Genomic DNA, 23,670 nt, shown 5'->3' on the forward strand with positions numbered 1-23,670 from the left:
TATCTTTTTCACCTCATTAGAATATTTTAAAGGGAGAATCTTATGGAATTAGGAAAAAGAGTACTGTTTTATAGAAATAAAAAACAACTGACACAGAGCGAACTTTCCAAAGGAATTTGTTCAACAACTTATTTAAGTAAAATTGAAAATGAAAAGATTAATCCTAGTGATGAGATTCTAGAGCTATTGTGTGAAAGATTAGGTATAACTGTAGTGCAAATACAGCAGGACCCTGATAAGCTCCTTAGTGAACATATTTTAAAATGGTATAACCATATAAAAATTAATGACATTAAGCAAATGCATGAAGATTACAAAGAATTAAGAGAAAAAGTGGAGTCAATTGATTTATCTGTTAAGGCACTTTTTAAGCTATTCGAATTTAGGTATCTCATACAAACAAAACAAACCAATAAAATTGATAAAGATAAACTAAATCAATACAAAGAATTGATTAGTATTCTAGAGTATCAATATAAATACTATTATTATAAATTTTTAGGTATTTATTATTATATAAATAACCAATTTAAGAGTTCGCTTGAGCAGTTCCAAAAGAGTAAGGAAATACTTGAAGAACTAGAAATGGATGACCCTGACTTGTTTTACCAACTTTCACTTGTGACAAGTAGGTTAAACAATTCACCATTATCTTTAATATATGCCTATAAAGCACTGGAAGGATTTCAAAAAAAATTTAACTTCCAACGGTGTTTAGAATGCAATTTATTATTGGGTATTAACTTAAATGATATGGACAACCCTGTGGAAGCTATATCATTAATGAAAAATGTTATTGAAAATAACAATGAGAATAAAGTTCCTCAAGACTTCAAGTCGAAAATTTTACATAATATAGGTTATAGTTATTTTTTGCTGAAAGATCTTGACCAAGCAAAATCCTATTTCAGAAGAAGCTTGGAACTCAAAAAGAATGTGTCTCAACAACTAAATTCTTTTTATATGATCTCTTTATTAATGATCTTGACTAAAGAAAAGGATGCAATAAAAATTTATAAGCATATCGAATTTGGGATGAAGTTAAGCAGATCAGTAAAAAATAAAGTATATGAAATTAAATTTTTTTTGCTTAAGTATAAAATGGAAGACAAAGGAATTTCTGAAGAATACATAAACTATTTAGAAAAATGTGTAGCTCCTTATTTTGAAAGTAAGGAAGATAAGAAATTCACGTCTGAGTTATATACAGAGATAGCTTATTATTACCAATCAATATATCATCATAAAAGAGCTAGCTTTTATTTTGAAAAGCTTTTAACTTTAAAGACCTTTTAAAAAAGAACGCCATAGTATGGCGTTCTTTTTCTATATATTTTATGTTTGAGTTGTTGAAGTAGGGTCTGGATAATCTTGATCACTAGAATAAAGGTTAGAGCTATTAAAGTTGAAAGCAGAAAGTACTAGTCCAGTAATTAGAATTAACTTTAAAATAGTTTTTCTCATTTTTTACCTCCAATGTAAGTATAATTACACTGGAATTTTACAGTAAAATTAGTGCAAATGGAAGGGGTGGCAGGTTGATAAAGTTCAGAGGAATCCTATTTTTAATTAATCAAAAATTCTAAGTATTTATCAATACTAAGGTTTATGAGCCTGTGTTAGATTGAATATAAGGTAAGTAGTGGTGGAAAAACATAACATTTTGGGAGGTAATACTTATGAGAGCTACTGATGTTCATATGTCTGCAGCAATTGATGAGGAAAGAAGAATAGTACTTGTTACTGGGAGTATTGATACAGATGAGTATCAAATTATTATGCGTGTGCCGTTGCCAAGTGCTGGTGAATGGACACTAATCAAAGCTGAAACGAATTTAACTGATAATCCATGGTTAGCGTGGCAAATGAAATTAGGTGAAGGTATCTCTATTCCAATGAAGGATGGAAAACCTGAACTACTAACTTCTAGAAACTATGGATACACTCGTTACATTCCAGAATCAAATAGCGTGATTTTCCATGGTGGAGGGCATGAAAACAATGGTGAAGTTAGACCTGGTGAGCCTATTCTAAAGTTTGCAAAGATTGAAACTGAAATGCCAGAGATCATTGCAGCTCACTCAAGAATGGTTCCTGAGGATTTACCGGAGTTTGATAACATGATCCAAAACGGTAACTTTAAGGATTCTTATCCTAAAATGGAAGTTATTACTCCAGTAACAGAACTTTCTTTACCAGAAGTATTTGTTAAAGAGCAGTTAGTTAAGTAATCTTAATACTTATCTTGTTTTAAATTAATATCCATCACTACTTATCTGTATCTTAGCTACTAAAAACAGGAAGTGAAAAAATGCTTAATATCTTTAGAGATAAGAATTTCAGGCTATTGTGGCTTGGTCAGTTTTTAACCATATTTGGAACTAGATTTTCTGAACTAGCTCTGCCTTGGATCGTTCTGAACGCAACAGGTTCTCCTTTAAAAGTAGGATTAGTTATTATTTGCCAACATATAGGACCTATGATTCTTGCCGTACCTGTAGGGAATTGGGTTGAGAATAAAAATAAAAAAATAGTATCACTTTTTGCGGATTTCACCCAATTCCTTGCAGTTGCTATCTTGGTAGTGGCTGCATTTTTTGATAATTTAACCTTGCCTATAATAGGAGGGCTGTTGTTTTTACTGGGGATGGCAAGCTTATTTTTCAGGGTAGCTTTTAATTCAATGCTTCCAGCAGTATTTGGTCGAGAGAGACTTGTAGATGTACATAATTCTTTTGAAGGGGCAGATGCAGTTAGTACTTTAATCGGGCCATTGTTAGCAGGATTGAGCATTACCTTTATTGGAGCAGCCTGGACACTCTCAATTGACGCACTTTCATTTCTTTTATCTTTTTTAACTATCTTATTTATAACTTACAGTTTTGATCCTATTGAGAAGGAAAAAAAATCTCAAGAATCCATTGAAGGATCTAAAAAGCTTAAGGGCTCTTTTTTGGAAGCATTTGATGGAATTAAATACTTATTGGGTAATAAAATTCAAAGATTGTTAACACTTACTCAGTTCACATTATATTTTTCAACAATCTCTGTTGGCTTACTTGTTTTAGTATTGACTAAGCAAGAATTAGAGTTAAATGCTACTCTAGTCGGAATTGTCTTTTCAAGTGCAGGATTAGGAAATCTTCTTGGAGTAGTAGTTATGGCTAAGGTAAAGCAGATAGGTTGGGGGAAGTTACTTGGATCGATTCTAATGGTTTCATCCTTGGGAGTATTTCTAATCACTATCTCATCCAGTTTCGTCATTTTTTGCATAGGTATGTTCTTTTTTGATGGAGCGCTCTCAATGGCATTTGTTTTATATGGAACAGCCAGGCAGTCAATAACACCTGATAGACTTTTAGCGAGAGTTGGAAGTGCGGGGGTCATTGTAAGTAGTGGAACTATTCTCTTCGCAACAAGTGTATCAAGTACCTTGGCAGAGTTTATAGGAACTAGAATTCCTTTAGGTATCACCTCTGCATTAATTTTCACAACAGGAATATTTTATATTTTCAATCGGTCATTAGATAAACCAATCTCAAAAGTGGAACCAATAGAGCTAGAAAAGAAAAAGGAGGAGATATTATATGAAGTATATAAATGATTGTGATTCTGTCTTAGGGCCAAGTATTGACACCAGTTTAATGGAAGAAAAAGCAAAAGATAGGTCCTTCACAATAAAACATTTACCATATTTAAGATCGATAGACGAGGTACCTGAAACTACAGAGTTAGTTATTGTTGGAGCTGGATTAGCTGGAATTACCCTAGCAGCTCGTGCATGGCATCTCGGATTTTCTGAGGGAAAGATAGCAATACTGGATACCAATGAAATGTTTGCTGAAAACTTCTATAAACGTACTAAGAATGTTAAACAAAAAGTAATGAGAAGTTCATATATTCATCATTTGGCTCCATCTGAAGATTTATCCTTGGCAGATTTCGGAAGGCTTGCTATTGATGAATTAAGTGAAATCGAAAAAAAACAGCTTCATTTGGCTAGAATGAGTGAAAGGTCATTACCGCCATTAGATCTGTTTTTATCTCACGTTAACCATGTGGTCAAAGCTCATAATCTACATAATAGAGGCTTTAAATTTGATTTAGCGAAAGTAGAACAAAATACCGATGGAACTTGGACGTTGATTAGTAAAAACGGAAGTTTAATAAAAACAAAATATGTAATATTAGCGTTAGGTCAAAAATCTAAAGAAGTTCAATACAGTAACTTAGTTATCAATGCATATGAAGCTGATATAAGCAGCTACTTAAACAATGAAAGTAATACTGTGAGTGTTATTGGTGGTGGAAATACTGCCGCGCATATTATTCTTGAATGTCTGAAGAACGGTAAAAGGGTTAATTGGATTATACGAGATGAAGAAAGGTATGCTTGTACTGATATTCCACACAAATATTGGAGAGATGAAGGCTTTCTACCATATATGAAATTATCATTATCTGAAAGAATAAATAAAATTAAAGAAATCTATAAGGGAAGTGCGATGCTAGAACATTACGAAATCTTTCAAGAATATAAAGAAACGAGGCAACTAAACATTATTGAAGGGGAAGGTATTATAGATATTTACGAAGACAATAAAAAACATAAAACAATAAAACTATCTAATGACATTGAGTTAAGGAGTGATCTTGTTATTAGTGCGATAGGATTAGCTATTTCGAGTTTTCCAGAGTTTACAAATAGTGAATATGATCTCTTCAATGACTTTCCAGTTCTTTCAGATGAAACACTAGAGCTTAAACACAATAAAAACATATTTGTAGCTAGTTCACAAAGTGCATTAAGCTTAGGGCCTGCGGCAAAAAATATTGACGGTGCAAGAATTTCTGCTGAAAGAATATTTAGTGAGATAGCTATGCGTGAAGGGATAATAAATAAAAAAAATAAAAAATTAAAGAAGTTAACGAATTGGAGTCGCATTAACCCGGTAACAAATTAAAACAATAGGAGAGTGAATCAAATTGATACTGGAAAAGAGTGAAATTGAGGAAAAGGCGTTTACGTTACTGATCTTTGAAAGTCGGCTACTTTATCAAGCGCTTGGGATGGCATATAGTTGTGAAAAATTAAATCAATTAATGTTACTATCAGAAACATTAAGTCATCGAGAAAAAGAAAATATTACTTTTTCTGAGGATTTAATTGAAATAGGGAAGAGTGTAATGGAGCAATTTAGAAAAGAAGTTGAAATGGAGTTTTCAATGGGAGATAGCAGGTTAACTATTAGAAAAAATATGGATAAGGTTTATAAAGCAGCCAGTAAATTAAAGATTAGAAATCAGGAAGTACCATTGCTAGTAATTTCAATGTTAACTAGAAATTTATAATGTAGGTGATCAAATGGGAGAAAAAATTTTTGATTCATCATTCGAAAGCTTACTTGAAATAGCAAGTGAATATAGTCAAAACGATACTAAAGCTAATTATATCGAAACAAAACACTTATTTAGAGCCATTCTTAATAATAATCACAAGATAATAGAATATATACAACAATGTTCTGGAAATGTTTCTAAAATAATTTCAAATATTGAACAAGAGTCAATAATTAAAGAAGAAAATGGAAATGAACAATTCTCATTTACTTTTGAACAGATAATTGAAACTGCAGAAAAAGAAACAAAGTGTATTGGTTTGGAGAAAATAACCACAGAACTCATAGTAGTAGCAATTATGAAACACAAGAATAATGAAGTATTTAGGATCCTCTCGGAACATAAAACAAATTCTGATCGTTTAAATTTTCTCTTATTAAAAGACTACTATAATGGCCAAAGAATTGTTGGTGGAAAAGTACAATTCCCTAAAGGTTATAAGGAGAAAAAAACACTTTCAAACAATATTAAAAACCTTAAAACACTTAATAAGTATGGTAAGGATATTACCTTGAACGCTCAGCTAGGCAAATATACCCCGGCTTATGAAAGAGATAATGAAATACAAAGAGTGCTGCAAGTTTTATCTCGTAAATCTAAAAATAATCCCGTCTTAGTCGGAGAACCTGGAGTAGGTAAGACTGCGATTGTTGAAGGGATTGCTTTAGAGATTTTGAAAAGCAAAAATAGCAAATTTAAGGATCTGAATATTATTTCTCTGGATATAGGCAGTCTAATTGCTGGAACTAAATATAGAGGAGAATTTGAAGAAAGGCTTACTCAGATTATACAAGAAGCTAGTAGTTTAAAAAACGTAGTATTATTTATTGATGAGATTCACATGATTGTTGGAGCTGGTGGAGTTGAAGGTACAGTAGATGCTGCAAACATACTTAAGCCCGCTCTTGCAAGAGGGGACTTTCAACTAATTGGTGCTACAACTACGAAAGAATATAAGACTTATATAGAGAAGGATTTAGCATTAGAGCGAAGATTTCATCCAATTAAAATAGATGAACCATCATTAGAAAGTACGAACAAAATTCTTATAAAAGCAAAAAAGAATTATGAAAATCATCATAAAATTAAAATTAATGAAAGAGAAATAAGAGAAATAATAAATATTAGTAATGAATTTATTAAAAATAGGCAGTTTCCAGACAAAGCTTTCGACATATTAGATGAAGCTGCTGCTGTAGCATCTCTAGAAGGTGACAAGGAGTTATTGGAGAAACATATTTTTTATACATTTGAGAATATTTTTGGAGTTACTTCAGATTTATATAATAAAAAGACATATCGATTAATACAGAATATAAAACATGAATTAATAGAAATATTTGATCAAGTAGCATTAAATCAAATAATTAATATTCTAAAAAAGTATAATAGTCCCTTCGGAAAAAGAGTTGAACCAACTACTTTAAATCTAAGTGGTAATTCAGAGACCATAGAAGATTTTTCAACTATTATTTCTGAAAAATTACATGGAAAAGACCCAATTATCATTAATGCCGCGAGTAAGCTAGAAGAAGCAACTGCTTATAACATATATAATCAGAATTATTCGATTAATAAAAGTTCCTTAGCTGAAAGAATTAAACAATCACCTTATCGAGTGATTGTCATTCGAAATATTGGGTTTGCTAGTAATCAGTTTTTAGATTACATAGTTACTTTAATTAAAGAAGGTAAAATAAAGGATGCAAATGATAACTATTTCACTTTAAGTAATTGTTTATTCGTTTTTGCTACTGATTATGAAAGCCAACATGGCACAAAAGCAATTGGTTTTGTTAATAATGAACATCATAATAACCCGGCACATGATAATAACAATAGATTACCTGAACTAATAGGTTCTATGATTTATTTAAGGTACTCCGATATATATATACAAAAGAGGTGGAATTCTTTTATTGAGCAAATCAATTATGTAATTACCGCGGAAAATTTAAATGTAAAAATACGTAAAAACATAAAATTCTTATCTGAAGAAGACTTAACCCAAATTGATATTAGAACCTATGAAGGTAGATTGCAGGAAAAACTCGATCAAATATTATTATTAAATGATTTAAATGGTAGTTATGAAATTGATTTAAAGGACAAGGAGTTTATAGTCATATGACTCTTCAGCAGGAAAAATTGGTTAACTTAATAACAGAAGAAAAAATAGAATACTTTACTTATGAAAACCAAAGTAAAGTGTTATTTTTCTTAACAAATAGGAACGGCATCTATCATTTATATAGTCAGAAACAAAGTAATGGAAGTTTTAGTGATGGTGAATTACTTCTTTCCCTTGAAAATAAATGTTTATCCATTTTGCCTTTATCCACAGAAGAATTACTTTTGTTAATGGATGAAAAGGGAAAGGAAAATAATCTTTTGTACCATTTTAATATAACAAATAAAGAGCTAAAGCAATTCAAAGGGAGAGAAATGTCTAACATATATTTTCCTCAAGTAAGTAAGGATGGCAGCACCTTGATTTTTAGTTCAAATGTAGTTAATCAACAATACTTTAATACTTATCAATACCACTTTAAAAATGAAGCCTTACAACTCCTGCATGAGGGATATGGGTATCCAACACATATTTATGATATAAGTCCAGATGAGAAAAAGTTTTTGTATTTTAAGCATATTAACAACTCTCGATGTTTACCCTATTTAAAAGTTGATGACGAGTGGCAAGATATATTCAGTTGCGAAGAAGAAGATTCATTTACTGTGTTTGATACAGCTTTCATATCAAATAATGAGCTTTTATTGGTAACTAACTATAGAGAAGAGTATGCCTATTTAGCAATTTATAATATGAACGAACAGTCGCTTAAGACTTTATTTAAGCTTCAAAATGAGAATATAAGAATGTTGGATATAGATAAGGTAACAAATGAGCTTATTTTCTCCACAACTACCGGCACTCGAGATTATATCTACCGGTATAATATCCTAACAAAAAAGTATAGAAAAATGTCTGAAGATATTTCTATAGTTGAAGGTTTTTCTATGAACCATGGGGCTTTAATTGTGATGGGAAGTTCCGCAAACCACACAACAAACTTATTTTTATTAAGTGATAATAAGTACTTAAACCTCACTAACTATGAAAATGAAACATATGTAGAGGCATCTATTGAAAGACTCAAATATACCTCATTAGACGGACTAGAAATTGAAGGGCTATTGCATCAGCCGAAAGATAAAAGTGGAAAGCTTTTGATTTGGATTCATGGGGGTCCTAATCATTCTGAAAAAGAATTCACCAAAGAACCTCATTTTAAATTGTTTCTTAAAGAGGGCTATAGCATCTTTTGTCCTAATTATAGAGGATCATCAGGGTATGGAAAAGAGTTCCTTGAACTTGGTAAAAAGAACTGGATAGAAGGAGCCCTAGCAGATATAGTAATGGGTTTTAAATATCTACAAGATTTTTATTCTTTTGATAAACCAATTATTATGGGACGGAGTTTTGGTGGGTACTTAGCCCAGATGTTAATTATTAAATATCAAGAAATCGGGAAAGGCTGTATTAGTGTTTGTGGACCAACAGATTTAGAAAGGTATATTTTAGATGCACCTCAACATTGGAGAGAAATGTTAATTGATTTTATTGGTGACCCTATTAAGGAGATTGGAAAATTAAAAATGAATTCACCAATCTATCATATTAATAAGATTAAAAAACCTGTTTTGATTTTCCATGGGAAAAATGACCCAAGAGTTAAAATAAATCAATCAGAAATACTAGTGAATAAACTAAAAAAGTACAATAAGAAGTTCGATTACTTTTTCTTTGAAAATGAGGGACATAGTATCGTTTCTTTAGAAAATCAAGCTAAGTATTTAGAAAAAATTAATAGCTTTATAGCTGAATGTGAAGAAATATCCCAAGTTAACTCCCTGCAGGAGTCAGGCTTATGATTTCAAAAAACACAATAGAAGATATTTTTAATATTGGTTTATCTAACGGAAACCAATTTGTAGAAGTTTTTTTTGAGGACACAACAAAAAACGCCTTTACTGTTCGGAATAATAAAGTCGTACACCCCATTGCTGGAAGAGATATAGGTGTGGGGGTGCGAATTATTAATAATGAAAAGGTTTCTTATTTTTTTTCAACAAATCTTATTAGAGATAAATTAATTAGTTCTCTAAATAGTTTCTGCAAGGATGCCAACTCTTTATACCCTGTTAATTATGATGAGTCTAGACAAGGTGTTACAGCATTTAATTTTATTGATAATAAGGAGATTAAAGAGACAGAAAAACATATAAAAGCACGTTTGGCATACGAGGAAGCCCTTTTTGCTCATAAGGAAATCGATCATGTTGAAGTTTACTATAAGGATTCAATACAAAGAGTAGGTATAGCCAATACGAATGGAATTAACGTCTCTGAGGTAAGGGTACGTACAAGATTTGGAATTGAAACTGTAGCTACTCAGGGGAATAGAATAGAAACAGGAGTGTATTCACCCGGCTTTTCAAATGACCTGAATCATTTTTCTAACAAGTTCATTATTCAATCAGCCAAGAAGTCTGCATTAATGGCTGTTAATAAGTTAAGTAGTAAAAAACCTCCTAATGGAAAAATGCCAGTAATTATTGGGAATGGAAGCGGAGGAGTATTATTCCATGAGGCTTGTGGTCATGCATTAGAGGCAGCTACAATCTCAAAAAAAAATTCGATTTTTCAAGAAGCTATAGGTGAAAAAATAGCTTCAGAACATATTACATATGTAGATAATGGGGCTCTCAGCAATAGTTGGGGAACAACTGGTATTGATGATGAAGGTTATGTTACAAGAAATAATATCTTAATTGAAGGTGGAGTATTACAAAATTACTTGGTAGATTATAAATCCTCGTTAGAGTTAGGAATAAAAAATAATGGTTCCTCTAGGAGACAATCCTTTAGATACCAACCTACAGCTAGGATGTCAAATACATATTTGAAGGCAGGAGAACATACTCCTGAAGCTATATTGAATAGTACAGCACGGGGAATATACGTCAAGACTATTGGTGGGGGTTCTGTAAATCCGAAAACAGGCAATTTTAATTTTTCAATTGTAGAAGGCTATTTTATAGAAAACGGAATTATTAAATACCCCATAAAAGATACAAAAATAATTGGTAACAGTAAGACTGTTCTAAAAGATATTGATATGGTAGGCAATGATTTGAAGATTGAAGCTGGCTTATGTAATTCAATAAGCGGGATTATACCGGTAACAATTGGGCAACCCACCATTAGAGTTTCTAGCTTAATTGTTGGTTAATTTCTCTCTTAGGGGGGGGTATCTTGAATACCGAGATATTAGATTTTCTACACAAAGTGAATTTAAAATCCTTGGAATTAAAACTTAAAGATGTAAAGATCTTTGCAAAACATTCATTGGAAAAAGAATATGAAGTTGATTTAAAAAATCAAAATGAACTATCTTATACAGAATCAGATGAAAATGAATTTTTGATAAAAGTTTTAAATACTTCTGAGGAAGTAAGAACTTTTTATACATCTTCAAAAGAATTCGATATTATTCAAACTTTCTTATTAGATTCTGTCAGATTAATTAGGCAATATGATAGCCGTTGTACAAATGATTTTTCTTATGATGATTATGTCTCTTTGAAGAAAAGAGAAAAGTTAGAAGACTTAAATAAACAACAAATATGGAAACGATTTTTAGAAGTCAAAGAAAAGTTAAATGCACTATACCCAGAGATTACAATTTTAAATGCAAAATATTATCATCTATTATCGGAACAATACTCTTCAAATCTTCATCAAGGTTGTAAGGTACAACAGCAATCTATTTATGGTTTCTTAATTCATGTAAAATACCACACAATAGAAAAAAGTTTTATTAGTTATTCCAAAGAAAATCCTTTTGGTATTTTACTAGATAGCTTAATCATTAATTTTAATCGATTAAAGAAAAGAGCAGGATTAATAGCTAAGAATGAAATAAATGGCGTATACAATACAATCTTATCGAATACTGCTGCTGCTAAACTTTTGAGTAGTTTTAGTTCCGTATTCTTTGCAGATACTGTTGAGGGTAAGTATTTAACTAAAAGTCTTGGAGAGAAAGTGGCGAGTGATTTAATCAACATATATGACGATCCAACATGTAGTGAAGGCTTAGTAAATTCAATATTTGACTTTGAAGGGAACTATTCGCAACAAGTGGTACTGGTAAAGAATGGGTTCTTAAATAACCTTTTGCATAACAATGAAACCGCCAAATTACTTGAAACAAATTCAAACGGTCATGGCTATCGTGAGAATTTAGAGAGCAACATAAGAGTAGCGTCAACCAATATGTATATAAAAAAAGGAAAAACCTCTATCAAAAAAATGATGAAAAATCTTCACACAGGTATAGTTTTAGATACTATTTATGCTACTAATTCAGGAATTGATTTAATAACTGGGGACTTTAGTGTATTAGCAGATGGTTACTTCAAGAGAAGCAATGGGGAAAAACTTAGATTAGATGGAGTCTTGATTTCTGGGAATTTTTTCAAACTTCTAAAAGGTGTAAAAGATATAAGTGATGATTTTTGCTATGATAATTCTTCAATAATAAATGGGTGCTTTGGATCCCCTTCACTCTTAGTGAATAAATTAAAAGTAAGTATAAACAATTAATCTATAGTCTTTAATTTGTTAATAAAATTTAGAGAATTGTATTTTAGTGAATTTTTACTAGAGGTGATATATGTGATATGGAAAATCTTTTAGAAAGATTAAATACTAAATACTTCATACCGGCAATGGGGATTTTTATTATAACCATTATTCTGCATTTGTCTGAGCATTTCACTCAAACTAGCCAAGTTTATATTTGTGGTTGGGATAGAGATGAGGCGAAGGGGCTTTTGGGTTTAGCATATCCTCAACTAGTTGATGCAGAGTGGTTTCATTTCTCGTATGCTTTTGAAATGCTGATAGGCCTACAAATTTTCAAACGGAGTTTTATAGGTAAAGCTGAAATTTGGTGGAAGTTATCAATTTATTTACAAATATGGCACTTGTTCGAACATACCCTTTTGGTAGTCCAAGATGTTTCTGGAATCAACCTATTTGGAAGCATAGTTCCAGTTAGTATCATACAATTGTTCGTCCCAAGAATAGAGTTGCACCTTTTTTATAACATTCTTGTATTAATTCCAATGGTTGTTTCTATGCTGATTGTATTAATAATAAAGAGGGATCATATGTCCTTGTACAAACTTACGTTGAAAAGGAGGTGATTTTATGGAAGATAATATCCCACCACTGGAAATAATTGAGTCAGATGATTTGAAAATCATTTCTAATGACAATAAGGATACAGGTTACTAACTTTTAGTGGGTTTTAAGGTTTACTTCCTAATGTGAAAAAACAGTGCGAGCAGGTTGTCAGGTAGTGAAGTTTTGAATTTATGAAAAAATAACTTTAATAATTAACGTCTTTTTTATACCAAATGACAAGTTATAGTCATTTGGTTATTTTATTTCTACAACACCATAGAATAATCCCCAGTGGTAAATATAGAAATCGTCTAAATAAATGTAGAAAAATAGCAGCGTATAGTCGTTAATTCTAGCAGGTAGATTCAACTAATAACTAACCCAGATTTAATCAATATCTTCATGCTAATACTCTACAAACTCTCCTACGCTTGGGGATTCGTAACACAGATGCTCTAACATTGTTGTAAACTTTGGAGTACAGGCAGACTGAGTTGGTGAAATATAAGTAGTTATTATCTCTAGTCAAAGTATTATAAAAAGGCATTGGTATGTTTAATTTACCAATGCTTTTTTGCCTCAATAGTATGTGATCGATTTGGTTAAAGTTAATTTGTCATATGAGGGGTATGAATATTTTTTAGCTTTCCATGAAGTTATCAAATTTATCAGATGCTTCTCTCTTCACAGGGTCTGTAATATGAAGATATATCTTCCTGGTTATTTCATCATCAAAATGACCTAAGCGATCTTTAATGTCTTCTAGTTCTACTCCAGCTGCCGCAAGTAGTGAAGTGTGGGTATGACGTAGGCTATGAGGAGAGAGCTTCGTATTTAAATTAGCTAATCTAAGTAATCTTTTCATCCTATTTTCCACTAACTTTGTTAAGATAGGGAAGCCATGATGGATTTGAACATTTGTAAAAATAAATCCCTTATTAGTGTATAAATCCCCTAATCTAACAATGGTTCTTTCTTGTTCTTCTTTATGCTTTTTTAGCATTTCAATCACAAGGCTTGATACCATAATTTTACGTTTAGATTTCTCTGTCTTAGGTTGTACCAGTTCGTACTTAGCGATATTGTTATATTCGTTATAGTACGTTTTGTTAATGCGGACAGTTCGCTTAGTAAAATCAATATCTTTCCATTTAAGCACTACTAATTCACCTACCCTCATACCAGTGTAGGCTAGCAGAGTGAAAATGAGTTCATCCATAAACAGCCCATTTTTCTTTGCTGCATTCAAAAAGATTTTCAGCTCTTTTTTTTCAAAGTAATTTGGAAGATCTTCATCTGAATTCTTTTGATCATCCTCATCTGTTTCTTTAATTACTTTAGGATCCTTTTTAATATAAGCCTTTTTTGCTGGATCTTCTCTTATCAGTTTCTTATGGACGGCCATATCAAATATCATTTTACCTGTTGCTAAGATGCCCTCCATTGTACTTTTGGACAAATTTTTAGCTTTTAGATCATCTAAAGCATCTTGGAACATTTCCTCTGAAACGTTTTTAAGCTTTATGTGAGCAAGGTAGGGGAGTAATTTATTTATGCTATATTTTCGAAGTCGAATTGTTCCAGGTTTAGGACAAGTTCGTTCAATATACATAGGCAACCATTGTTCAGCAAAATCCTTAAACAAAATGTCTGATTCTTTGATAAAAGTACCTTTTTTCACATCAGTAATTAAGGCAGACACAGCATTTTCTGCATCCTCCTTTGTTTTAAATCCACCTTTACTTTTCTGTCTTCTTTTTCCGGTTTTCGGATCAGGTCCAATGTTCACCCAAAAAGTCCAAGTCTTCCCACAAGTACATTTCTTTTTAGGGTTGCACTTGCAATTTCTTCTTTTATAATGACCTTTCATACTCCTTTGTTACCTCACTTCCAAATATAATTAATATAATGTAGAAAGGAGGAGAAGGCTCCACATAAATTATTAAGAGAGCCTTTCCATATATACTTGTTTCCATCAGTGGCTATGCTTGTTTCTTATCCTTCAGTCGTTTAATCCACTGCATTAAATCATCTTTTTCCACTCTTTTTGAAGCGCCAATTTCATAGTTGGGGATTCCCCCATGATCAACATGCACTTGAAATAGCTCATAAATCCTTCTTCTAGAGATTCCTAGAAATTCAGAAATTTGTTTTGCTGTGAGAGTATCGGGTAATGAATCCCAAGTTTTGTGCTGTGTATTTTTTTTCATAAATATTGCCTCCTGTAAAATCAAACAGAAAAACCCCACAGAAACGGAAAGAAAGATAGACTGCACCCAAGGTAGTAAGATTACAAGTTGAAAACATATAATCTTATACTTGGATTGGCAGGTCCTTCCTGATCCAATCTGTGGGGTTTACCCAAATGATTTATGAAATTTGATTATGTTAAACATCTTAAAGTGAGATATATTGAATTGTCAAGAATAAAATTGCGGGAATTTTTTTAAACACTAATTGGCTCTGGCGAGGATTTATACTCGCTGAACTTATTCCAAAATGGATTAAACTAAAATGTATAGAGCTCTAACGCGAAACTAAAATTTTTTTACACAAAAGTGTTACTTATAGTTGCTACCCAAAAGAAATTATTATAAAGTTTAGTCATAAGCACTTCAGTTTATTGTTGGAGTGAAAATAGAATAATCTTTTTTCTTTTTAAATAGATCTAGAGCGGAAGCACCGTCTCTATATCTGTAGGAACACGCTTTACGTGTGTTTTCTCACAGATATAGGACGGTGCTTTTTTTGTGCTCAATATAAAGTGGTGAAGAAGATTATTCATTAATTTAAGAAGTCGAAAAGAGAGGAGAAACAAGATATGCAAAACCAAGATACAGTACAGCTGTCTTTATTTGATTTTGACTTTGATGAAGCTGACGAGTCAGGCGGTATAGAGAATTTGTTTACTGAAAAAGACATGAGCCGTTTTGGAAAGGGTAGGAAAGGTTGGTTTGAGAATGATATTTCTCGGAAAGGGTTCTCCGAAAAAAGAATAAAAATGTCGCCATTTGGAAAAGATGTGAATAGGAAAAACTCACATCTCATTGAAAGTTGGATGGATGACATGATTGGAAAAATGTATGACTTGAATTTAAACGTAAAACAAAGTTCTTTAGAGTCGGGAAATGTAAACGAGTGGCTTTATGCAAATATAGCTAAGGACCGTTTAGATTCACGATTTGTAAAGAAATTCATGAGGACTAAATTTGGTTCTTCAACTAGAGTGTATAACCTCAACATGGCTATGTTTGAAAAGGTGTTAACTAAAATGGAGGAATTAACTAAGAAGAAATCAGGTGAATTTGAGCGAAGTGATTTTTTAAATACTGAATACCTAACTAACGTCGTTAAGGTTTTAAGTTCCACAGAATTAATATATTATCAAAGTTTTCTTAATAGCTTAAAGCCATTCACGAAGATACGTCTTAATGATTATGTAGAAAAAATAGAGAAGATCAAATTTAATCATCCTCTAGTTCGAGTTGTTGAACGTGTCTTGAAGAAAGAAAGAAACATTAAACCGGAGAGTTTTAATAATAATTATTACAGTCCAGTACAACTCTTTGTTAACTGGGCAATAAATTCACTGGTTAAGTTTCAAGGTCAATCCGTTAACACTTTTATTTTCAATATGGTAACCAGTGAAGACCTTGATGATTATAAATCTTACCTCATAAAACAAGTTAAAGAAGAGGTATTAACGGAAATTACGGCTAAAAGAAATTTACAGTATGTACGTGGTTTTTTTCAGTTATTATTTCAAAAAAAGAAAATAGTTAAGGAGGTTACGACAAGGCTAACAAATATTGAAGCTGATGAATATTTCTACAGGCGACTACCATCAGATAAAGAGATACAAGATCTTATAAATACTATTGGGCGTTATTCTTCTGACCCTGTAGGGGACAAACTAGCTCTCTCTTTAATGATACTAATGGGATTTCGCGGGTGTGAGGTCGCCAGCCTTAGTTGGAAGGATATAAACTTCAGTACAAAATCAATCTCTATAAGGGATACTAAAGGAATGGATGCTATTTTGCCGATACCATCAAAAGTGTATGCCTTGTTGATTGAGTATAAAAAGTCTAGTGATAAAAAACACATTTTTTGCGATGACTCCAGGATATTCCTTGAAGATTTAAGGCTATTATTTAACACATACCAATTAATAGCGGGCTGGGATTATGGAGGCGGTCTACACCTGTTCAGACACATATTTGTGACAAGATTAATAATGTATTGCCCATCGCAAATTATTAAAAGCTTAACAAGGCATATATCTGATGACACTGTTGCCAAATATGTTCATTTAGAAAGAAAATTTGTTAAAAATGAGCTGACTAAATTAAGTTACACGGGAGGACGAAAAGATGACCTTTAACCAAGAAGTTTCTAAGCATGGTTCTGCTCAAGTTGCTATCCAGCAACTATTAGAGTTGCATAACATGGAAGACCTCCAAATGGCTGCATTTAATGTTTTAGGTCTAAGTGGAGATAGAGAGGCAACAGAACAAGGAAATTCCCTTCAACAATTCACTGTCGAAGAAAGCTTGCTCTTTTTTTATGCAAGCTCAAAGTTTAAAGGATTAGCAGATACATCTAAGGTTACCTACCAATCTGAAGGAAAATTATTTGGTGATTTTATCATGAGAAAATATGGAACCTTAGATGTACAGTTAACGGAAGTTATATATCCAACAACTGCATTGCTTGATTATTTTGGTCAAAGTGATTTTTCGAGTAATACAAGCGCTAAAAAAGCAGCATTTTTTAGAACTTTTATAAAAACAGTAGTGCAGGAATTTTATTTATTAAATAAAGAAGAGTTTGACGGGACTTTAAGGGTGGACTGGAACAAAGAAGGATTACCAAGATTTTATAATATTGAACAATTAAAGGAATTACTCCTTTTAAGTAAAGAAACAGCTTTCGGACTCCGTAACTACACGATTATAAGTGTTTTCCTTGGATCAGCATTAAGAGTAAGTGAACTTGTTGGTATCACTTTATCGGACATTGATTTGGAAGAAGAAATGATTATGGTGAGGAGAAAACGTAAAAAAAAGAAGCTTCTTCCTGCATATATTCAACTTGATGCTTTACATGTCTTAATGAAGTATATTGATTTTATTTATGGGCACCTCGCTGAGAATTGGCAAGCACTTAAAGCCAATTATGGAAATTTATATGTTTTTTCATCAACTGGAGGAGAAACGGCGATAACAGACCGAGCAGTTAGAGGGATGGTAAAAAGTTTAGCAAAGAAAGCAAACTCGATTAATAACGAAGAAGTAGAGAAACTTAGCGTGCATAATTTTAGGCATAGCTATGCTGTTTACGGTATTCGGTCAGGCATCAATTTATATGCAATGATGGACCTGATGGGACATTCTACTGTAACATCATTGAAACCATATGCAAAACAAAGTAGAGAACAGATAAAAGAAGACATGGAGAAGAATCCAATTGCGAAGCTTTTGTAAGAGGAGGTTAAGAACGTGGGAAGCAATATTATTTTGGATTCAGATTATTATAAGGAATGGTATAAACACACACATGTAGCTCAGTCAACAAAGGATAACTATAAGTATCTTCTTAAGAGGTTTGGGAAATATATCATGTCCTTGGGGCCTGTAAGGGAATTGAATTTTGATAAGTTTAAGTTTGGAAGATTAGATTCGAGATATGATCCAATTAATGAAGAGTTTATTGATGATTACGTGGAATTCCTAATAGAGAATGGAGCCAGTCATTCTACCCTTTACAATAGTATTGAAGCACTAAAATGCTTTTTTAAATTCTTGAAAATGGTAGGTTTAATAAAGTCAAACCCAACAGCGTATTACCCGAATCCGTATTATAAGCTTAAAAAGGTAGATCGTGCTTTCAGTAAAGAAGATGCTGGTAAGTTATTATCAGCATCAAAAAAAGTGGATCCTTTTTTTAGGCAATCTTATGTATTAATGCTTTTGTTTTTAACATGTGGATTACGTTCACAAGAGGTTTGTTTGATGAAAAAGTCACAAATAAATCTAGAGTTTCAAACAATAGAGATTACTCGTGGCCAGAAAACATCAGCAGGGGTTGTTTCAGTTGTAGACAAATTGAAAGAAGCTTTTGAACAATACTTTAGACACCCTGAATGGTTGAAGTGGTCTAATGGACAAGATAAAGAAGTATTCTTTTATAAAGGTAAGCCCTTGAATAGAAGCAGATTGGTTTCAATGTTACAACAAATTTATGATAAAGCTGATATTGATAGGGCGGTACGTGTACACGATCTGAGGCATACTATGGCCCAGCTGCTCCTAATAAGTGGAGCGAACGAGTTTTCTATACAGGAGCAATTACGTCATGAGAGAATTGAAACAACGATGCATTATCTTAACTATAATATGAATTATCGAAATTACTTGGAGGCGAATTCAGATCAATTTTTATAACACTGCCAATGAGAAGGAAGAAGTTCCTAACGAATCCATGAATAAAACTCTAAATGCACTTCTTAGAGGGCATTAAAGTGAAAGTTCTTGATTCAATGAAAAAATTTATCGCTTCTATTTGAAATGCAGCAATACCGCGAATATAATGAAGTTAATTCAATATAGTAGCCTTAAGTTAAATGCATTGCGGCTGGAAGGACCAGGGCGATGGATTAGTGATCTCACTATCCGTCTGCCCTTTTTTATTTCCTAATTTAATCTTGGAAAAGACTTGAAAGGGGGATTTAAGAAAACAAATTTTAAGAGTACAGCATCAGTTAGGTTATAGAAGTAGTGATACATACGGTCATTAACTTCTTACGTCCTCAATCTCTGAATCTTGAGAACTAAAAATGATCATTTCTAAGAGTAGGTAAAAAATGATTTTGTTGAGAGTAAAAAGGACAGAAGGGATATTAGGAAGTATAATGTGTTTTCTTGTCGTTCTACCAGTTCTAAACTCTTGTTTAGATAGGAGTTATAAATAAAAAACCAATGAAAGGTATGATGAAAATGAATAAAAAGCCAGTACGAAAGTTTGTACCGTGGAGTAATAAAGAGATAATCGAGTTTCTCAAAGTAGCAGAACTAGAAGGTAGCGGGGAAATGTATAAATTTGTACTCTCTACAGGGGTGAGGCTAGGAGAACTTTTGGCCCTAACATGGGATAATATCGACTTTGATAAGGAAACTTTAACTGTTAATAAGAATGCTATCTCAACAGGAAGTGGAGAAGAACAAATTGAACCATTAAGAAGTGGCTCCCATACCATAGCTTTGCCTTCTAATCTGGTGATTACCCTAAAGAAGTACAAAGAAAAGCAGCGGAGGGAGATGGGTAAGCGAAAGCAGAATAAATTAAATCTGGTATTCCCCGATAAAACTGGAGGAGTCAGAAAACCTTCTGCCATTAGAATAGAGTTTTATCGTTTAATCGAAAAAGCGAATGTTAGGAAAATAACATTTCATGATTTAAGAAGAATGCATGCTATCTTGCTAGTTAATGCGGGGGGATCTCTCGACATGATAAAGAATCGCTTGCGACATAGTAAAATTGAAACAACTCAAAACTTATTATATAAATAAATCTCCAAATGCTGCACTAAATAAAAGGGTGCATAACCATCCTAAAAAGGAGTTCAACCAAATGTTGAGCTCCTTTTTTAGTAGAAAACCAAATCATTAACTATTTTATCATTGGTGCGTATTTTGTTTAGTTCACTTAAAGTAAATTTCACTGGAGTGTTGACAGGAGATTAATTTGATGGTTTAATGAAAATATAATAAAACGCACCAATGGATATAACGAAATAAAACAATAAGGAGGTAATCGCGTCAATGGATGAGTATAAGTATTGGAGGGTGGTATGTCGGTATGGTCATGTAGGTAAGAAGAAAGAGGTTAGTGTTCCTCGCTACCTTCAAACGGATAACAATTGTGTATTAATGGATGTACTGGAAATTGTGTCAGAAATGCCTGGTGTAAAAAAGAACAATACTATCTTATATAGTGTTGCCAGTGCCAAGGCAATAAATAAGAAGGAATATGAAAGTGGCAAAGAGGCAGAAAAAGAAAACTTCTACTTGCAGAAGTTGATGAGATTTAATAAAAAAACAGAAGCGATTATTGCTTAATAAAAAAGGAGTGAGATACAGTGGGATTATCTTTGGAGAAAAAGTTGTTAAATCAAATTGAGAAAGAATTAAAACAAAAAGGATTACCTATCGTTAAAAGCGGTGTAAAAATAGGTCGGAGTGGTCCTGACTTGGTTGGTTATACACTAAATGATGAAGGTAATGAAGAGGTTCAAGTTGTTGTTGAAATAAAGGAAAAACCAAATCCAAGTGCCCAGCAACAATTAATGAAATATGTTCAAGGAATAAAAGCACCTTATGCGTTATTAGTATTTCCTGATAATCAGTACTGGTTCGATGGAAATACATTTTTACCAACTGATGAGCCGGAATTTGAAAGTAAGCATTTATATCTAACAAAGGACGATTTGATTGAAAAAACTGCCTGGGAGGCATTAGAGGGGATTAGAGGATATCTTCCAAGTGAGCAGTATGGGAAAGTTATGGCCCATACATTATTAGTAAGAACCTATTTAAGTGAACATGGTGATCTCGATAAGTGGGTAAAAATTGAAGAATTTCAACAGTTTAAAGAATTGCTATTTGAAGCTTCAAAATTTTATGAGATTGATATCCAACAAGTTAACTATGATCTTCAGTCAGAGCAGCTCGTGACCTTTCTAAACAAAATCAGTGTACTACCACCGGTCCATTCTGCATTAAGACAGATAATAATGAAATGTTTAGAGGTTAACAAACCAATCATAGGTCAGTTCAATGCTCCACCACATTTACGTGAATTGTATGTAGGATTAGTTCAGCAATTAGATTTTAAAAAGGATAGTGTTGTTGACTTAGCCTCTGGATATGGCTCAATTGCTTTTGATGTAATTGGAGCCAATAACATCAAAAGACTAATCGGTTTTGAAATCTATCAAGATACTTGTACCATTTCAAAAATAATGTCTATTGTAAGCGGGATAAATGCATTTGAAGTGAATTGTAAAGATTCGATACGAGAGGATGAGGAGTTACAAGCTAATACCTTTTCTCTTACTTTGCTGGATCCACCATTAGGCTTAAAATATAACCTGCCTGAAGAGTTACACATCAATTATAAACTAGCACAAAAAAGAGTTGATGCATCTGATTTATTCATTGAAAAGGCTATAACCGTAACGCAACCAGGTGGGTACATTGTGATGTTGGTTCCTGAAAGTGTTTTGTTTAGTGAGAAGTTCAGTATTACAAGAGATTTCATAAAAGAAAAAAGTATTATAGAGACTATAGTAAGTTTACCTACGCACACCTTAAAGCCATACGCTAGTGTGAAGGTAAGTGTACTAGTCTTACGTAAGAAAAAAGAAGCTAATGAGTCAGCTGATGAAATATTCCTAGCAAGAGCAGATAGCGTTGAAGATTTTAAGGAAATTGTTGGAGGATTTTCAAAATGGAAAAAAGGGGGACTGCCAAATGGTTGAGATCAGTACACTTCCATATAACGTTATTAATAATGATGAATGGGTTGTAACTTCATTATTATCAAAGCAGGATTTGGCAGTTATAAAAGGTACGCCATTAAATGAGGTTGTAGATTTTAATCCTGACAGATTAAATCAAGATCAGATCATAAGTGATCGCGAATACAGCTATATAGATTCCAATTGTATTACAGAAGAAGGAATACTTTTGTCAGCAAAAAAAATGCACGGAGAAGAATTACCGGCTAGAGCCAGGTTAATCGTCAGACAAGGGGATATTCTTATTTCAACAGTTCGACCCGAGCGAAATTTAGTTGCGGTTGTTACTAAAGAATTTGAAGGGTGTGTTGTAAACACAACTTTTGCAGTATTAAGACCCAAAAGAATATTAGCTGAAGTCCTTTACTTTGTTTTAAGGAGTAATTCTTTTAATAAACAAATTACAGCTTTGTCAAAAGGGATGACAGTTCCAACGGTTAAGTTAAAGGACTTAAAAGATTTAGAGGTTCCTGATAACTGTTTTAATGATGCTATTGAAAATAAAGCTAACGAATATTTCTCTCTTTGGATAGAACGAAATAATAATACTAAATCAACTGAACAGGTTGTAGAAGAAGTGTTTACTAAAAATGATATTCTAATTATAGAAGAAGAGTTGATAAAGGAGTCAATACTATATCAACCTTATCCATATGATAAATTGAAAGATAGGCTTGATGTTGGCTTTTATATGGATAACAAGAGTCAAGCGTGGTCTGTGGAAACTAAATCTTTAGAAGATATCACCATTAAATTCAGATCTGGTGCAGCCATTCCTTCTAAGGAATATAAAACTGAAGGTATACCATATGTACGCATTAAGGACCTTAAAGGAAACCTCATCTCAAAAGAAGAACTGGTCTATATTGATGAGGAATTTAAGGAGATAAATTTAAAGAGTACACTTTTTAAAAATGAGGTGCTTATCTCCAGGGTCGGTACTATAGGTAAAGCTGCATTAGTCGATGAAAAATTTGAAGGGGCAGTGGCCAATCAGCACCTTACTATTGTAATGCCCGATGTTAATCAAGTTTTGCCGGAGTTTTTGGTCTATTATTTCAATACAACATGGGCCGAAAAGTTTTTTGAAAGCCGGTCAGGAGGTGCTGCTCAACAGTTTATAAAGCTTGGAGCAATCAAAACAATCAAAGTACCTGTACCGACTATCCAATTACAACAAAAGATAATCGATGAAATTAACAAAGAACTAAAATTAATGGATCTCAGAGCTGTCAGAAAGCAGATTGAGGAATTTACTAATTTATTATTTGACTAAGGCAATTGCTTTTTAAAACAATTAGGTAGGAAGTTATTAATAATTTCACGTATTAAGTTGGTTGGATTTCAATTGAACTAATTTAATGGTGGGGGTAAGAGTTGTAAATGATTTTTCCCCACTTACTATCTGGATATTTTAGATAGTGATATAATAACT

General features: G+C 32.5%; 19 protein-coding genes. 17 read left to right on the plus strand and 2 right to left on the minus strand.

What is annotated here, in order from left to right; all coding sequences use genetic code 11:
- Positions 1-42: 42 nt before the first annotated feature.
- The 10 genes from ACOSV2_RS21120 to ACOSV2_RS21165 all read left to right on the plus strand — a co-directional run bounded on the left by ACOSV2_RS21120 (position 43) and on the right by ACOSV2_RS21165 (position 12,675).
- Positions 43-1,296 (plus strand): helix-turn-helix domain-containing protein, encoded by a 1,254-nt coding sequence (locus tag ACOSV2_RS21120; protein ID WP_428976760.1) that lies wholly within the window; start codon positions 43-45, stop codon positions 1,294-1,296.
- Between the two features lie 383 nt (positions 1,297-1,679).
- Positions 1,680-2,231, plus strand: a complete 552-nt coding sequence (locus ACOSV2_RS21125; protein ID WP_428976761.1) for a DUF6423 family protein — start codon at positions 1,680-1,682, stop codon at positions 2,229-2,231.
- An 80-nt stretch (positions 2,232-2,311) separates the two neighbouring features.
- Entirely contained in the window at positions 2,312-3,604 is a 1,293-nt protein-coding gene (locus ACOSV2_RS21130) for an MFS transporter (protein ID WP_428976762.1), read from the plus strand.
- Positions 3,588-4,964 (plus strand): NAD(P)-binding domain-containing protein, encoded by a 1,377-nt coding sequence (locus ACOSV2_RS21135; protein WP_428976763.1) that lies wholly within the window; start codon positions 3,588-3,590, stop codon positions 4,962-4,964. Before ACOSV2_RS21130 ends, ACOSV2_RS21135 begins: the two co-directional genes overlap by 17 nt.
- Before the next feature lie 22 nt (positions 4,965-4,986).
- Positions 4,987-5,352, plus strand: coding sequence for a hypothetical protein (locus ACOSV2_RS21140; RefSeq protein ID WP_428976764.1), 366 nt, complete (start codon positions 4,987-4,989; stop codon positions 5,350-5,352).
- A 13-nt stretch (positions 5,353-5,365) separates the two neighbouring features.
- Positions 5,366-7,531 carry an AAA family ATPase gene (locus ACOSV2_RS21145; protein ID WP_428976765.1) on the plus strand — a complete coding sequence of 722 codons (2,166 nt, stop codon included), beginning with the start codon at positions 5,366-5,368 and terminating at the stop codon, positions 7,529-7,531.
- A complete protein-coding gene (locus ACOSV2_RS21150) occupies positions 7,528-9,333 on the plus strand; it encodes an alpha/beta hydrolase family protein (RefSeq protein WP_428976766.1) in 1,806 nt (601 codons plus the stop codon). Before ACOSV2_RS21145 ends, ACOSV2_RS21150 begins: the two co-directional genes overlap by 4 nt.
- Complete coding sequence (locus tag ACOSV2_RS21155; RefSeq protein WP_428976767.1) at positions 9,330-10,694, plus strand: TldD/PmbA family protein; 1,365 nt, start codon at positions 9,330-9,332, stop codon at positions 10,692-10,694. Before ACOSV2_RS21150 ends, ACOSV2_RS21155 begins: the two co-directional genes overlap by 4 nt.
- 23 nt (positions 10,695-10,717) lie before the next feature.
- On the plus strand, positions 10,718-12,070 hold the full coding sequence (locus tag ACOSV2_RS21160) for a metallopeptidase TldD-related protein (protein ID WP_428976768.1): 1,353 nt from the start codon (positions 10,718-10,720) through the stop codon (positions 12,068-12,070).
- A gap of 77 nt (positions 12,071-12,147) precedes the next feature.
- The gene (locus ACOSV2_RS21165; RefSeq protein ID WP_428976769.1) at positions 12,148-12,675 is read left to right on the plus strand and encodes a hypothetical protein; all 528 of its coding nucleotides are present in this window, start codon (positions 12,148-12,150) and stop codon (positions 12,673-12,675) included.
- Positions 12,676-13,295: 620 nt separating this feature from the next.
- On the opposite strand, the gene ACOSV2_RS21170 is transcribed toward ACOSV2_RS21165, so the two are convergent.
- Positions 13,296-14,525, minus strand: a complete 1,230-nt coding sequence (locus tag ACOSV2_RS21170; protein WP_428976770.1) for a site-specific integrase — start codon at positions 14,523-14,525, stop codon at positions 13,296-13,298.
- Between the two features lie 112 nt (positions 14,526-14,637).
- Entirely contained in the window at positions 14,638-14,865 is a 228-nt protein-coding gene (locus ACOSV2_RS21175) for a helix-turn-helix domain-containing protein (protein ID WP_428976771.1), read from the minus strand.
- 611 nt (positions 14,866-15,476) lie between these two features.
- On the opposite strand from ACOSV2_RS21175, the gene ACOSV2_RS21180 reads away from it, so the two are divergent.
- The 7 genes from ACOSV2_RS21180 to ACOSV2_RS21210 all read left to right on the plus strand — a co-directional run bounded on the left by ACOSV2_RS21180 (position 15,477) and on the right by ACOSV2_RS21210 (position 23,511).
- A complete protein-coding gene (locus tag ACOSV2_RS21180) occupies positions 15,477-17,039 on the plus strand; it encodes a tyrosine-type recombinase/integrase (RefSeq protein ID WP_428976772.1) in 1,563 nt (520 codons plus the stop codon).
- Positions 17,029-18,141, plus strand: a complete 1,113-nt coding sequence (locus tag ACOSV2_RS21185) for a tyrosine-type recombinase/integrase (RefSeq protein WP_428976773.1) — start codon at positions 17,029-17,031, stop codon at positions 18,139-18,141. The genes ACOSV2_RS21180 and ACOSV2_RS21185 overlap by 11 nt, the downstream gene beginning before the upstream one ends.
- 15 nt (positions 18,142-18,156) lie before the next feature.
- On the plus strand, positions 18,157-19,101 hold the full coding sequence (locus ACOSV2_RS21190; protein ID WP_428976774.1) for a tyrosine-type recombinase/integrase: 945 nt from the start codon (positions 18,157-18,159) through the stop codon (positions 19,099-19,101).
- A gap of 552 nt (positions 19,102-19,653) precedes the next feature.
- The gene (locus ACOSV2_RS21195) at positions 19,654-20,226 is read left to right on the plus strand and encodes a site-specific integrase (RefSeq protein ID WP_428976775.1); all 573 of its coding nucleotides are present in this window, start codon (positions 19,654-19,656) and stop codon (positions 20,224-20,226) included.
- Positions 20,227-20,478: 252 nt separating this feature from the next.
- Positions 20,479-20,775 (plus strand): hypothetical protein, encoded by a 297-nt coding sequence (locus tag ACOSV2_RS21200; protein ID WP_060674648.1) that lies wholly within the window; start codon positions 20,479-20,481, stop codon positions 20,773-20,775.
- A 20-nt stretch (positions 20,776-20,795) separates the two neighbouring features.
- On the plus strand, positions 20,796-22,196 hold the full coding sequence (locus tag ACOSV2_RS21205; RefSeq protein WP_428976776.1) for an HsdM family class I SAM-dependent methyltransferase: 1,401 nt from the start codon (positions 20,796-20,798) through the stop codon (positions 22,194-22,196).
- On the plus strand, positions 22,189-23,511 hold the full coding sequence (locus ACOSV2_RS21210; RefSeq protein ID WP_428976777.1) for a restriction endonuclease subunit S: 1,323 nt from the start codon (positions 22,189-22,191) through the stop codon (positions 23,509-23,511). Before ACOSV2_RS21205 ends, ACOSV2_RS21210 begins: the two co-directional genes overlap by 8 nt.
- Positions 23,512-23,670: the final 159 nt, after the last annotated feature.

This window comes from Rossellomorea sp. DUT-2 (assembly GCF_052665285.1).